This is a genomic window from Micromonospora sp. CA-259024 (assembly GCF_050936255.1).
Lineage (GTDB): Bacteria > Actinomycetota > Actinomycetes > Mycobacteriales > Micromonosporaceae > Micromonospora.
Map to the genome: position 1 here is coordinate 3,384,968 of NZ_JBNJND010000001.1, position 12,989 is coordinate 3,397,956.

Genomic DNA, 12,989 nt, shown 5'->3' on the forward strand with positions numbered 1-12,989 from the left:
TTAGCTGCTAACGGAAACTGTCCACGATCTGCGATCGCGGGCCGCCGGAGGCGATATGCCGCGAGAACGCCGACCAACTCCCGAGGCGACCCAGGACGATGGCACCGCGCTGACCGTAGGCCTCCGACGAGGACCAGCGGCGGCGGCAGCGCGAAATCGGATCGCGTGGCGACGGCGTCTCGGGTGATGATCCGGCGGTGAAGATGCATGCCGACCAGGTCGACCTGAGCGTGGACGTGGTCGCCGCGCTGGTGGCCGCGCAGTTTCCCCAGTGGCGGGCGCTGCCGATCCGCCCGCTCGCCTCGACCGGCACGGTGAACGCCCTGTTCCGGCTCGGTACGGAGATCGTGCTGCGGTTTCCGCTACAACCGACCGCCGATCCCGAACTGCGCGCCGAGCTGCGGCGGGAGCAGGAGTACGCCCGGCTGCTCGCCGCGCACCTGCCGGTGCCCGTGCCCGAACCGCTCGGCCTCGGCGGGCCGGGCGAGGGATACCCGGGGCCGTGGACGGCGTACCGCTTCATCCCCGGGGAGCCCGCCCGGTTCGACCGGATCGGCGACCCCACTACCTTCGCCCGCGACCTCGCCGGCGTCGTGATCGCACTGCGCGGCATCGACACCGGCAGGCGGGCCTGGTCCGGCTCCGGCCGGGGTGGCCCGTTGGCAGCCCAGGACGCCGGAGTGCGGTCGGCCCTCTCCGTCAGCGGCGAACTCACCGACACCGCTCGGCTCGCCGAGGTGTGGGACCGCTGCCGGGACACGCCCCGGTACGACGTCGCCGACGTGTGGATCCACGCCGACCTGATGCCGGGCAACCTGCTGGTCCGCGATGGTCTTCTGACCGCGGTCATCGACCTGGGGACGGTCAACGTGGGCGATCCGGCGGTGGACCTGATGCCGGCGTGGAACCTGCTCGACGCCGGGTCGCGGGAGACGTACCGACGGGCGCTGGGCGTGGACGACGCGACGTGGGAGCGGGGGCGCGGATGGGCCCTGGTGCAGGCGATCAACGCGCTGCCGTACTACGTCGAGACCAACCCGGCGATGGCCGGCATCGCCCGGCACACGCTGCGGGCCGTACTCGACTGAGCCGACTCGCGTACCGTCGGCGTCGTGGGTGAGCGGGACGGCCGGGAGTGGCGGGATCAGCAGCGGCACGCGGTGCGGGCGCACGCCGACGCGGACGCGCGGCGGCGGGCCGCGGAGCAGGCGGAGGTGGCGGAGCTGGTGGCCTGGTTCGTGGCCGAGGCGACCCGGCGAGGGCTGCGCACGACCCGCCTGGTCGCCCGGGGTTACGACGGCCGTGGGCGCTACCGGACCGGGCTGACCGGCTGGTACGTCGACCGGGCCGAGACCCGGGCGGTGGACGTGGCCGGCCGGTTCCACCTGCTGACCGTGCGCGGTGGCCTGCGGGCCCGGCTGTTCGGCGTCGACCCGGAACCCAGCCCGGCGCCGCTGGTCGTCGGGGCAGGTGGCCGCGACGGCGAGTCGATCCCGTTGCGGACGCTGCTCAGCCGGCTGCTGAACGACGGAACCTGACCCAGGCTCACCACTGGGCCGGCCGCACCACGAGGGTGAGCGGCCCGGCCAGCACGATCGGGCCGTAGGCGGCAGCCACCGCCGGATTCGCCGCGGGCCCGCGCCGTGGTCACCGGGATCAGCCCCCCGAACCGGGGCTGCCGGACTTCCCCGACGGCAACGGGAGCGGTTCGAGCTGCGTGCCGCACACCGAATACGGGGAACGGTCGTTTGTCCATAGTAGCGACCCCCTATGATTGATTCATCCCCGTATGACCGGTTCAACCCAAAGGTTCGAGTGGTGAATCTCGTACATATTCAAGAGGATCCTCAGCGGCCGGCCCGCCGCACCTGGCCAAGGCCGACGCTTCCCGGCACCACGCGCGCCCACCACCGCTCGTCAGGAACCACGCCATGACGAGCGTTCCGCTCGCCGGTGGAATCCTGCTCGCACTCGTCGTCGGCACCCTGTTGCAGCCGCTGATCCTTCGCCTGCTGAGAGCGGCCGCCGTTCTCGACATACCGTCCGAGCGGTCCTCGCACAGCACACCAGTCCCGCGCGGCGGTGGCGTGGGCGTCGCCGCGGCGGCAGGGCTCGCACTTCTCCTGAACGAGCACGCACGACCCATCGCCGTACCGCTGCTCTTCTTCGCGGCGATCGGGCTCCTGGAAGACCTCCGGGGTGCCCCGATCCGCCTCCGGCTGCTCCTGCAACTGCTCGCCGGTGTGGCCACGGGACTGGTCCTGGTGCCCGGCGGGCATGCGTTGTCCATCCACGTGGTCCTCGTCCTCGCCCTGGCGGCGTGGCTGATCTCATACGTGAACGCCTTCAACTTCATGGACGGCATCAACGGCATCTCGGCCGTGCACGCGATCCTCGGCGGAGCGGTGTACGCCGTGCTCGGCGTGCTCACGGACCTTCCGCTCCTGACCGCGGCCGGCAGCCTGATCGCCGCCGCGTCCCTGACGTTCCTCCCCTGGAACGCCTGGGTCGCGAAGGTCTTTCTCGGTGATGTCGGGTCGTACGCCCTGGGGGGTGCACTCAGCACGATTGCCGCGTACGCCATCGTTCGCGGCACACCGCCGGAGGCAGCCGTGGCGCCCCTCGCGCTGTATCTCGCCGACACGGGCTGGACGCTCCTGCGCCGCATCAGTAAGGGCGAAGCCTGGTACCGCCCACACCGGAACCACGCCTATCAGCGGCTGACGGACGGCGGGTGGTCACATCAGCGGGTCACCGCGACGACCGCCGTCGCCGGCGCGGCCGTGGCCGGTTGTCTGGTCGCCGCGTCCTTCAGCGGACCAGTCGCGCGTGTCGCACTGGATGCCGCAGCCCTCGCCATCCTCGCCGCCTACCTCGCTGCCCCCGCCTGGCTCACCGCCCAGCGGGCCCAGCCTTCGCCGGAAGGAAGAACGATCCATGCCAGAACTGTCAGCTCAACAAGCCGGTGATCTGGCCGGCCCCGGGAATCGGCCGGTCAAGAAGGTCGCGGTGCTCGGCAGCAGCGGCTTCGTCGGCCGAGCGGTTGTCGCCGAGCTGCGCAGCAGGGGGGTCGAGGTCCAGCCTGTCGCCGCGCCGCGCCTGTCGTGGCCGCTCACCGAGGCGCTCCGAAACGACTCGGTGCCGGCGGATCTCCACCGGGACGTTGTCGACGCACTCGCCGCACAGCTCGACGGCGCCCACGTCGTGATCAACACAGCCGGGCTGCCGGACGGATCCGCCCCGGACAGTGCGGGGTTGTATGGCGGAAACGCACTGCTCCCCACCCTGGTCGCCCGAGCCAGCGCGCTGGTCAACGCCAACCGGTTGGTCCACGTCAGTTCGGCGGCGGCGCAGGGAGCGATGGCGCTCGACGAGACATCACGGACGATGCCGTTCTCGCCGTACTCCCGCTCGAAGGCGATCGGTGAACGCCTGCTACAGCGCGAGAACCGCATCGATGCTGTCATCTATCGGTCGACCTGGGTCCACGATGTGGATCGGCCGAACACCCGGGCACTCATCCGGCTCGCACAGTCGCGCATGAGCTGCGTCGCCGGGGACGGTACCGCGCCGACGCCCCAGGTCCTCATCAACGATGTCGCCACGGCGATCGTCCACCTCGGGCTCGTCAACGGCCCGGTGCCGCCCATCGTGCTCCAGCCCTACAACGGCATGACGACAGGGCTTCTGCTCCGCCTTCTCGGTGGCCGCGAGCCACTGCACCTCCCCCCACGGGTGGCGCGGTACGCGACGCGCTGCCTCACCGCGTACGGGCGGACGAGTCTGAACGCCAATGCGCACGCCCGTCGCGTGGACATGCTCCTGTTCGGCAAGCGACAGACGCCGGGCTGGCTCGCCGACCAGGGGCTGGCGCCCGAGCTGCGTCCCGAGGCATGGGAGCGGCTGAGAACGGCGGGCACCGGACCGGCCCCCACATCGGCCCCGGGCGCTGACGCTGTGGCGCGCCCACGAACAGGCGACTCGCACACGAGCGGAGCGGACGCGTCCAACAGGTATCTGACGAAGTAGCTCCGCCCCAACAGGAAGGTTCTCCATGACTCTCGCCCCCGTATCAGGCTCGAATGGCCTGAGCGGTTCCTTGGCTGCTCCGGCTGCGGTGGCAACGCGGTGAGAATCGGGATCATCACGCAGTGGTACGACCCGGAGGGGGGCTCCGCCGTCCTTCCGGGGATCATCAGCCGGTCGCTCGTCGCACTCGGGCACGAGGTGCACGTGCTCACCGGCTTCCCGAACTATCCTTCCGGCCGACTGTCTCCGGGCTACCGGCTGCGCCCGTACCGGTTCGAGATGATGAACGGCGTCTCGGTGCACCGGGTGCCGCTGGTGCCCGGTCACGACCGGTCGGCAGTCAGACGGGCTGCCAACTATCTCAGCTTCGCGGCCTCCGCGGCGGCCCGGCTGGACCTGCTCCGCAAGGTCGACGTGTGGCTGGTCTACTCGTCGCCGGCGACAGTGACGCTGCCCGCGATGATGGCCCGTTGGCTGCACGGACGCCCGTACGTGATCCTCATGGAGGATCTCTGGCCGGACACCCTGGCGGAGAGCGACTACGTGCGCCCCGGCCGCCGCACCGACCTGATAGTCCGGTTGCTCAACAGGTTCTGCGACGCGGCGCACCGGGGCGCATCGTCGGTGGCCGTCATCGCGCCCGGCATGGCCGATATCCTGGCCAGCCGCGGAGTCCCCCGGGACAAACTCTCGGTCGTCTACAACTGGGTCGACGAGCGCCTCTTCCGCCCGCGAACGCCTGATCCGCAGGTCGCGGCCGACCTCGGGCTGCAGGGCTTCGTCGTCATGTACGCCGGAAGCATGGGAAACCTCCAGGGGCTCGATGTCGCCGTCGACGCACTGGAGCATCTCGCCGACATCCCGGACCTGACGCTCGTGTTCGCCGGCAGCGGCGTGGAAGAGCGGCGGCTCCGCGAATCGGCCGCACGGTACGCCCCCGGCCGGGTGGTCTTCCTCGGCCAGCAGCGGATCGAGCGGATGGTCGAACTCATGCCACTCGGGGACGTCCAGTTGATCTCCCTGCGCGACCAGCCCTTCCTCCGCTCGATCATGCCGAGCAAGGTGCAGAGCACCCTGGCGTGCGGCCGTCCCATCGTGGCCGCCCTGGCGGGTGACGCGGCCCGGCTCGTCGACGAGTCCGGTGCCGGGTTCGTCGCTCCTCCCGGCGACCCCTACGCACTGGCCGACGCGATCCGTCGGATGTACGAGTTGGGCGCCGAGAAACGTGAAGAGCTGGGCCGCAGCGGCCGGCAGTTCTACCTGGAACGGCTCTCGGAACGGGTCGGCAGCGTTGCCCTCGCCAGGCAGCTGGAGAAGGCGGTCCGGGACCACGTCCCGGCCGATCGGTGACCACCGTGCCGGTGGCGCCACCGAAACCCGGCAGCTCACCCGGTGGCACCGGTGGACGAAACCGGACGGCGGCGGCTGTGACCGCGACAGCGGCCAGGCTCACTGGGCGGCCAATAGGATAGCCGGATCTTCAGCTCAGATAACCCGAAAACGACCAACAGTGCCGCTTCGCCCTGTAACAAGGACAAGGAGCGCAAAGCTCCTTCTGCCTGGCGGCGGAAGTAGTCGGAAGACGGGACAGGGAGCCAGTACATGCCCCAGGACACGGAGCACACGGAGCGGTTGGACCAGCGGACGCGGCGGGCCAGGGCCCGTCGCCGCGCGGTCGGATTTCTCGCGGCCGACACCACCGCCTGGGTCGGCGGTTCGGTCGCGGCCGCTTGGACCCGGTTCGAGTTCCAGCTTCCTCCGGGCCAGCTCGGCCGAGCCGCAGCGGTCGGAACGGCCGCGGCGGTCATACACGTGGCAGTGGCGGCGTTGCGCCGGCTCTACTCCGGACGACACCCGCTGGGCAGCCTTCAGGAGGTCCAGGGCCTCGCCGGCACCACCATCACCACGGCCGCCATCATCCTGCTCGGCCTGCTGCCGTCCAGCGACCGGCCGGTTCCGGCGAGCACCCCGGTGGTCGGCGGTGCGCTCGCCCTGCTGCTCATGCTCGGCACCCGGTTCGCGTACCGGCACCGACGTGACCTCGCCATGCGGCCGAATGTGCAGTCGTCGACGCCGGTGCTGTTGTTCGGGATGGGTGACGCAGGGCAGGGGCTGCTCCGGGCCATGCTCAGCGACCCACGTGGCCGGTACCTACCGGTCGGCGCCCTCGACGACGACCCGGACAAGCGCGACCTGCGCATCGGCCGGGTGCGCGTGCTGGGCGGACGGCACGATGTCGCCGCCTCGGTCCGGCGTACCGGCGCCACCGCCGTCATCTTCTCGGTGGCCAACGCGGACGCCGCGCTGATCCGCCAGATTCGCGAGGCGACCCTGGAGACCGGCGCGGTGTTCAAGGTGCTGCCCCCGGTCCGAGACCTGGTTGACCACCGGATCACCGTCACCGACGTCCGGGACGTACAGATCAGCGATCTGCTCGGCCGCCGCCAGGTGGTCGGTGACCTGCCACTGAGCACGAACAGCCTGACCGGCCGGCGGATCCTGGTCACCGGTGCCGGCGGGTCGATCGGCTCCGAACTCTGCCGTCAGGTGATGAAGGCCAACCCGGGTGAGCTGATGATGCTGGACCGGGACGAGTCCGCTCTGCACAGCCTCCAGATGTCGCTGGCCGGGAGGGCCATGCTGGACGGTCCCGAGCTGATCCTCGCCGACTTGCGGGATGACGAGGGTATTCGGCGGATCATTCGGGAGCGCCGCCCCGAGATCATCTTTCACGCGGCGGCGCTCAAGCACCTGACGCTGCTGCAGCGGCATCCGGGCGAGGCGGTCAAGACGAACGTCTGGGGCACCCTGTCGGTGCTGGACGCCTGCCGGGATGTGGCGAAGTTCGTCAACATCTCCACCGACAAGGCGGCCGACCCGATCAGTGTCCTCGGTTACTCGAAGCGGATCACCGAGCGACTGACCGCACACGCCGCGTCCCGGTTCCCGGGGACCTTCCTCAGCGTCCGCTTCGGCAACGTGCTGAGCAGCCGCGGCTCGGTGGTGACAGCTTTCCAGCGGCAGATCGAGACCGGGACGCCTCTGACCGTCACCCACCCCGACGTCACCCGCTACCTGATGACCGTCCAGGAAGCCGTCCACCTGGTGCTCCAGGCCGCCGAGATCGGACGGGACGGGGAGGCGCTGGTGCTCGACATGGGTGAGCCGGTCCGTATCACCGACCTGGCCCGACAGATGGCCGAGCAGGCGTCCAGCTCCGTCCCGATCGTCTACACCGGCCTTCGGCCCGGAGAGAAGCTGCACGAAGACCTTCTCGGCACGGGCGAGGTGGACACCCGGCCGTTCCATCCGCTGGTGTCGCACGTGGCCGTCCCGGCGCTCGACCCGATAGAGGTCAGCGGGCTCGACCCGTACGACGACGCGGCGAAGATCGTCGAGCATCTCGCGCTGCTCTGCGCCCAGCCGGTCGGTCCGGTGGTGAAGGGTCCGCTGGGCGTACCCCTGCAGTCGCACTGATCGACCCCGCCGCTGTGGCGGCGGTGCACGGGGTGACGCCGCGCGGCGTCACCCCGTTCCGTTCGCTGAAGGGCGCCCCGCGGTCACCGCACTCCGTGCGCGCGCCCGGGGCCAGGCGCACAGACACCGGGGCTGGCGACCGCAGGTTCGTGGTCGCCAGCCCCGGTGTCTGTGCTGGTCAGCGGCGGATGCCCGCCCAGTCGTGGTGCCGGCGCACGGTGGAGAGGATGAAGTCCACCACCCGTCGGGAGGTGTCGGGCACCTGGTAGTCGACCGGGCAGGGCACGCCCTGCGCGGCGACCTGCGCCACCGTCACCTCGACCGCCTCGACCACGCCCTGCGGGTCGAGGCCGGTCATGATGATGCCGCCGGCGTCGAGCGCCTCGGGGCGTTCGATCGACTCGCGCAGCGTCACCGCGGGGAAGCCGAGGATGGCGGCCTCCTCGCTGATCGTGCCGCTGTCCGAGAGGGTGCAGTAGGCCTTGGTCTGCAGATGTACGTAGTCGAGCAGCCCGAACGGGTCGTGGAAGGCGATGCCGTCCAGTGCGGTGGTATCCGGGGCCAGCGCCTCCAGCCGCTTACGGGTGCGCGGATGGGTGGAGACCAGCACCGGGAAGCCCCACCGGTCGCGAACCGCGACCAGGCAGTCCAGCAACCGCTGGAGCCGGTCGGGGCGGTCCACGTTCTCCTCCCGGTGTGCGCTGACCAGGAAGTACCGGTCCCGGTCGAGCTCCAGTTGACGCAGGATGGTCGAGCTGGCGATCGGCGTCCGGTAGTGCTCCAGCACCTCCCGCATGGGCGAGCCGGTGTGCAGGATCCGGCGCGGGTGCAGGCCCTCGGCGAGCAGGTTACGCCGTGCGTGCTCGGTGTAGACGAGGTTGAAGTCGGCCACGTGGTCGACCAGCCGCCGGTTGGTCTCCTCCGGCACGTTCAGGTCGAAGCACCGGTTGCCGGCCTCCATGTGGTAGACCGGCACCCGCATCCGGCGGGCCATCAGCGCGGCGATGCAGCTGTTGGTATCGCCGAGTACCAGCAACGCGTCGGGTCGCTCCTCGGCGATCGCCGCCTCCATGCCGACAAGCACCCCGCCGAGGACCCGCCCCAGCGACGAGGTGTCGACGCGGAGGAACCGGTCCGGCTCCCGCATCCGCAACTCTTTGAAGAACACGTCCGACAGGGCGCTGTCCCAGTTCTGCCCGGTGTGCACCAGCGTGTGATCCACCGTGTCGTCGAGTCGAGCGATCACCCGGGAGAGCCTGATGATCTCCGGTCGGGTACCGACGACGGTCATTACCCGGGTCATGTTCGTCCTCTCCGCGTGGCCGCCTGTCCAGGAGGCCCTCGAAATGTCCTGCGTCGACCTGTGGTGATCTCCGATCGACGTACACCTGTCAGCTCATGCGGCCCATGCCCTTCCAGCCAGCCGCGGACCACACCTTGGCGCTCGACACGGCCGACCGTCATGCCGGGACCGGCACCGGTGTCGCTGGGGAGAGCTCGACCGGCTCCGGCCAGGTGTCGGGTCGCGCAGGGTCGAACAGCTCATTGGTCCAGAAGAGCGTGAGCAGTTCGTCCACGCCCGTGTTGGTGATGTTGTGCGCCCACATGGTCGGCATGTCGATCACCACCGGCTGGTCGCCGCTGACTGGGAAACGCAACACCTCGCTGTCGCCGACCCGCCGCAGGCTGATCTCGGCGCTGCCGCGCAACACCACGAACCGCTCCACCTTGGCCAGGTGGAAGTGCTCCCCACGGGTGATGCCGGGCCGGGTGGTGGAGCAAAAGGTCTGCCCCGCTCCTCCGTGCGCCTTCACCGTCTCGACCAGAGCACCCCGGTTGTCCGATCGGGTCGGCAGCGCGAGCGGGTAGTGCGCCGGGAAGCAGTGCGAGCGGTAGGTGTTGAACAGTCGTACGTCGTGCCGGTTCAGCAGTGGCGGCAGTTCCCCAGTCCGGTACGTGGCCGCGAACCCGGTCAGCCCGTCGGCGAGATCCTTAACCCCGATTCGCAACGCTGGCATGGTCGGGTCCCAGGAACCGCCGGCGGGCATCCCGATCAGCCGAGACGCCGCGTCGGCGACGTGCACCAGGCTCAGCTCGCGATCGGCGTGCACCTCGGGCCGGCCACCCTCGGCGAGCAGCCGGCAGAAGGTGGCCACCGCCGAGTTGTAGTGGGGCCGCCCGTGCTCGCCGTACAGGTTGGGCAGGAGCACATCGTCCACGGGCAGGCCCGAGTCGGCCAGGATGCCCGCCGCGGTGGCCTTCGAGTCGCCGTACGGCGTGCCGTTGCCGGCCTGCACCGAGTTGGCGAAGACTACCGATCCGGGCGGAACGGCCGCCTGCCTAAGCCCCTCTGCGAGCTGGACTGCGAGCTGTATGTTCCCGGCCGCGACACTGGCAGGCTCTCCCCGATTGACTCCCGCCAGGTGCAGCACCCGGTCGACGCCGCTCACCTTGGCCGCAACCGCCTCGGGGTCGGCGAGGTCCGCCCGGGTGATCACGCCAGGGGCCGGCCAGCCCAGTGCGCGGAGCAATACCCGCACATGCCAGCCGAGGAACCCCCCAGCCCCGGTGACGGCGAGCCTCAGCACGCCAACACCGGGTCTCGCAGGGCCAACTCCGCGCGAATCTCGGGCAGCGTCTTCAGTAGCTCGACGATCTCGGCGACGGCGAGGCGCGGTGCGTTCGCCGAGTTGAAGTCCTCCGTCGGCCCTTCGCCGAGGTCGCCCTCGGAGACGTAGAGCGCGTAATTCAGATCACGCGCGTCCAGCGGTACCCGGAAGAAGTCTCCGAAGTCGTCCGCTTGCGCCAGCTCCTCACGGCTGGCCAGCGTTTCGTGCCATTTCTCGCTGTGCCTCACCCCGATCACGTCCAGTTTGAACGGAACGTCGAAAAGCTGGCAGACCGCTTCCGCGAGGTCACCAATGGTGCACGCGGCGGCCTTGCGAACGAAGACGTCACCGGGCCGCCCGTTGTGAAACGCGTGCTCGACCAGGTCGACCGAATCTGCCAGCGACATGAGGAAGCGGGTCATGGTGGGGTCGGTGACGGTGAGCGCCCGACCAGCCTTGATCTGCTCGACGAAAAGCGGGATCACCGAGCCACGGGAGAACATGACGTTGCCGTACCGGACGCACGAGACGGTGGTCACGCTGTTCGGGTTGTTCCGGGCGTGCGCCTGGGCAACCTTCTCCATCAGGGCCTTGCTCATACCCATCGCGTTCACCGGGTAGACGGCCTTGTCGGTACTGAGTACGACTACCGAGCTGACCCCATTCTGCGCGGCGGCCTCCACTACGTTCGCGCTGCCAAGAATGTTCGTGCGAACGGCCTCCAGCGGAAAGAACTCACACGACGGCACCTGCTTCAACGCGGCGGCATGGAAGACGAAGTCGACCTCGCGAGTGGCCCGCACGACGGTGTCAGGGTCCCGTACGTCGCCGACGTGGTAGCGCACCCGCTCGTCACCGAGCGCTCGGCGCATGGCGTCCTGCTTCGCCTCGTCGCGGCTGAGGATGCGCACCTCGGCCACGTCCAGGCCAAGCAGTCGACGGGTCATGGTTTGTCCGAAGGAACCGGTCCCACCGGTGATCAACACTCGGCGGCCCGCAGTCATCAAGCTCATTGATTCTCCCTGTTCGTCACGCGACGCCCAGTTCCATCCGCGAGTCCGGCGGGGCGCTGCGCAAGATCGATGCCGGGCGCCGGTGTCCCGGCGGGCACGCAGATGCCCTCGGCCAGGACGCAGCACCCGGGCATCCGGGTCAACGACAGGGCTCATCCCCGGATACGCGATCGCCGCAAACACCACCAAACAAGCCAGAGCTGCCTAAACGACTCGGCCCGCTTCGTCATCGTAAAGCGCCGAATCGCACCCTTTTCCGCTGTTGAGCTGGTAGAAACTGTTCCGTCGCCCCCATCGGTCCTGGTCGGGGCGATTGTTGAGGGCCCACGTAGAAGCGGGCCGGTTTGACCCGCCACCGAAGGAGTCCCATGCCGCGCGGTCACTCGTCCACCCCGGCTTGGCGCCGTCCGAAGACACGACCGGCCCACCGACCCTGCGCCCTGTCCGAGCGGCCCGCAGGGTCGACCCGGTGACCGCCGCACCGACGCGGGTCGCTGCCGTCCCCCAACCCAGGCACCTGAGGATGTCGGGTAGCGCCGGGACTACGCCAGTCGTGCGGGCTCGCCAGCTGACCGGAAGCCTGCCCAGCGTCCTGGTGCTCTGCCTTGCCGCCTTCATGATCGCCCGACCACCCTGGTGGTCGTTCAACTACGCCGCGCCCGTCGCACTCGCCGCGATCGTGCTCAGCGGCCGGCTACCTCGCCTACGGGCTGCGGACACCCTCGCGTTGCTCACCGGCGGTTGGGCGTACGCGAGTCTGCTCTGGACCGACCGGACCGACCTCGCGGCACCGGCAGCATACCGATACGTCTCGGTTTGCCTGCTCTTCGTGGCCGTCCGGCACGTGTTGCGGGGCCGGCGCGACCTGTTACTGATCGGCTGGACCTACCTGGCCGGGTGCGCGGTCGTCTCGATCGAGGTGATCCTCGGCGCACGCACGCAGGGCCCTGTTCTCGTCTTCGATCAGCGTTACGGCATCGAGGGCATCAATGTGAACTTCACCGCGTACACCTTGGCCGCCGGCGTGGTGCTGTCGCTGGTGCTCGCTGTGGTCGCCAGTACCGGTCCGACGCTGCTACGGTTCGGCCCACTGGCACTGACCCTGCTGCTCGGCTCCGCCGTTCTGCTCAACGGATCCCGCGGAGCGACGATCGGGATGCTGGCGGGGTTGACAGTAGTGCTATTCGCCTTGCTTCTTCCACGGCTGACCGTGCTGACTGTGGGGATGCTCGCCGCCGCATTGATCGTCCTGGTGCCGTTCGGAATGGCCCCGGAGCGTCAACTCCTTTGGTTTGACTCCCTCTACGGTCGGCCAACCGGCGACATCTCCGGCCGACTCGCCATCTGGCCGTACGCGCTCACGACGTGGTCGGAGGCTCCACTCACCGGATCGGGCGCCGGGGTGTTCATCAACACCAACCCATTCGAGATGGGACCGCACAATCTGCTGCTAACCGTCGGCAACGACCTGGGACTGGTCGGTGTGCTGCTGTACTTCGGCACGATCGCCGTGGCGCTGATCGCTGCTGCCCGCACCAGCCGGGCTGGCCTCCTGCTGATCGGCGCCTTCACAGCGACCATGACACCGATCTGGCTGACCGGACAGTGGGAGACGTCATTGGCGATGTGGCTCGTCCTCGCGCTGGTCACCGTTTCGCCGGAGGTCAACAACCCGCGCCGGGGCCGGCACGCACGGGCCAACCACCGGGCGTCCGGGTTACTCCAGTCGCCGCTGTTCACCGTCTCGCCGACGGGCGTCCCCAGTCTTGGCCACACCGGACGCCGCCGGGCATTCTGACGCGACCTCGTAGACGGCGGGATCCAGCGACATTGAGGCCGGGGCGCGGTCGAGGTATGCCCT

General features: G+C 69.6%; 10 protein-coding genes. 7 read left to right on the plus strand and 3 right to left on the minus strand.

Going from position 1 to position 12,989, the window contains the following annotated elements:
- The first annotated feature begins 203 nt into the window (after window positions 1–203).
- From ACQEUX_RS14790 to ACQEUX_RS14815, 6 genes are all read left to right on the plus strand, one after another.
- Entirely contained in the window at window positions 204–1,088 is an 885-nt protein-coding gene (locus ACQEUX_RS14790) for an aminoglycoside phosphotransferase family protein (RefSeq protein WP_433049850.1), read from the plus strand.
- A 24-nt stretch (window positions 1,089–1,112) separates the two neighbouring features.
- On the plus strand, window positions 1,113–1,538 hold the full coding sequence (locus ACQEUX_RS14795) for a hypothetical protein (RefSeq protein WP_433047134.1): 426 nt from the start codon (window positions 1,113–1,115) through the stop codon (window positions 1,536–1,538).
- A gap of 393 nt (window positions 1,539–1,931) precedes the next feature.
- Window positions 1,932–2,969 (plus strand): hypothetical protein, encoded by a 1,038-nt coding sequence (locus ACQEUX_RS14800; RefSeq protein WP_433047137.1) that lies wholly within the window; start codon window positions 1,932–1,934, stop codon window positions 2,967–2,969.
- The gene (locus tag ACQEUX_RS14805; protein WP_433047140.1) at window positions 2,938–4,029 is read left to right on the plus strand and encodes an NAD-dependent epimerase/dehydratase family protein; all 1,092 of its coding nucleotides are present in this window, start codon (window positions 2,938–2,940) and stop codon (window positions 4,027–4,029) included. The genes ACQEUX_RS14800 and ACQEUX_RS14805 overlap by 32 nt, the downstream gene beginning before the upstream one ends.
- 99 nt (window positions 4,030–4,128) lie before the next feature.
- Complete coding sequence (locus ACQEUX_RS14810) at window positions 4,129–5,379, plus strand: glycosyltransferase family 4 protein (protein WP_433047143.1); 1,251 nt, start codon at window positions 4,129–4,131, stop codon at window positions 5,377–5,379.
- A 252-nt stretch (window positions 5,380–5,631) separates the two neighbouring features.
- On the plus strand, window positions 5,632–7,506 hold the full coding sequence (locus ACQEUX_RS14815) for a polysaccharide biosynthesis protein (RefSeq protein ID WP_433047146.1): 1,875 nt from the start codon (window positions 5,632–5,634) through the stop codon (window positions 7,504–7,506).
- 178 nt (window positions 7,507–7,684) lie between these two features.
- Here ACQEUX_RS14815 and wecB read toward each other — a convergent pair whose 3' ends face one another.
- From wecB to ACQEUX_RS14830, 3 genes are all read right to left on the minus strand, one after another.
- Window positions 7,685–8,809, minus strand: coding sequence for a non-hydrolyzing UDP-N-acetylglucosamine 2-epimerase (wecB, locus tag ACQEUX_RS14820; RefSeq protein WP_433047149.1), 1,125 nt, complete (start codon window positions 8,807–8,809; stop codon window positions 7,685–7,687).
- A 157-nt stretch (window positions 8,810–8,966) separates the two neighbouring features.
- A complete protein-coding gene (locus ACQEUX_RS14825) occupies window positions 8,967–10,094 on the minus strand; it encodes an NAD-dependent epimerase/dehydratase family protein (protein WP_433047152.1) in 1,128 nt (375 codons plus the stop codon).
- Window positions 10,088–11,314: a polysaccharide biosynthesis protein gene (locus ACQEUX_RS14830; RefSeq protein WP_433047155.1), complete on the minus strand. Its 1,227-nt coding sequence runs from the start codon at window positions 11,312–11,314 to the stop codon at window positions 10,088–10,090. The genes ACQEUX_RS14825 and ACQEUX_RS14830 overlap by 7 nt, the downstream gene beginning before the upstream one ends.
- A 367-nt stretch (window positions 11,315–11,681) precedes the next feature.
- Here ACQEUX_RS14830 and ACQEUX_RS14835 point away from each other — a divergent pair, with 367 nt between their 5' ends.
- Window positions 11,682–12,926 carry an O-antigen ligase family protein gene (locus ACQEUX_RS14835; RefSeq protein WP_433047158.1) on the plus strand — a complete coding sequence of 415 codons (1,245 nt, stop codon included), beginning with the start codon at window positions 11,682–11,684 and terminating at the stop codon, window positions 12,924–12,926.
- The last annotated feature ends 63 nt before the right edge of the window (window positions 12,927–12,989 follow it).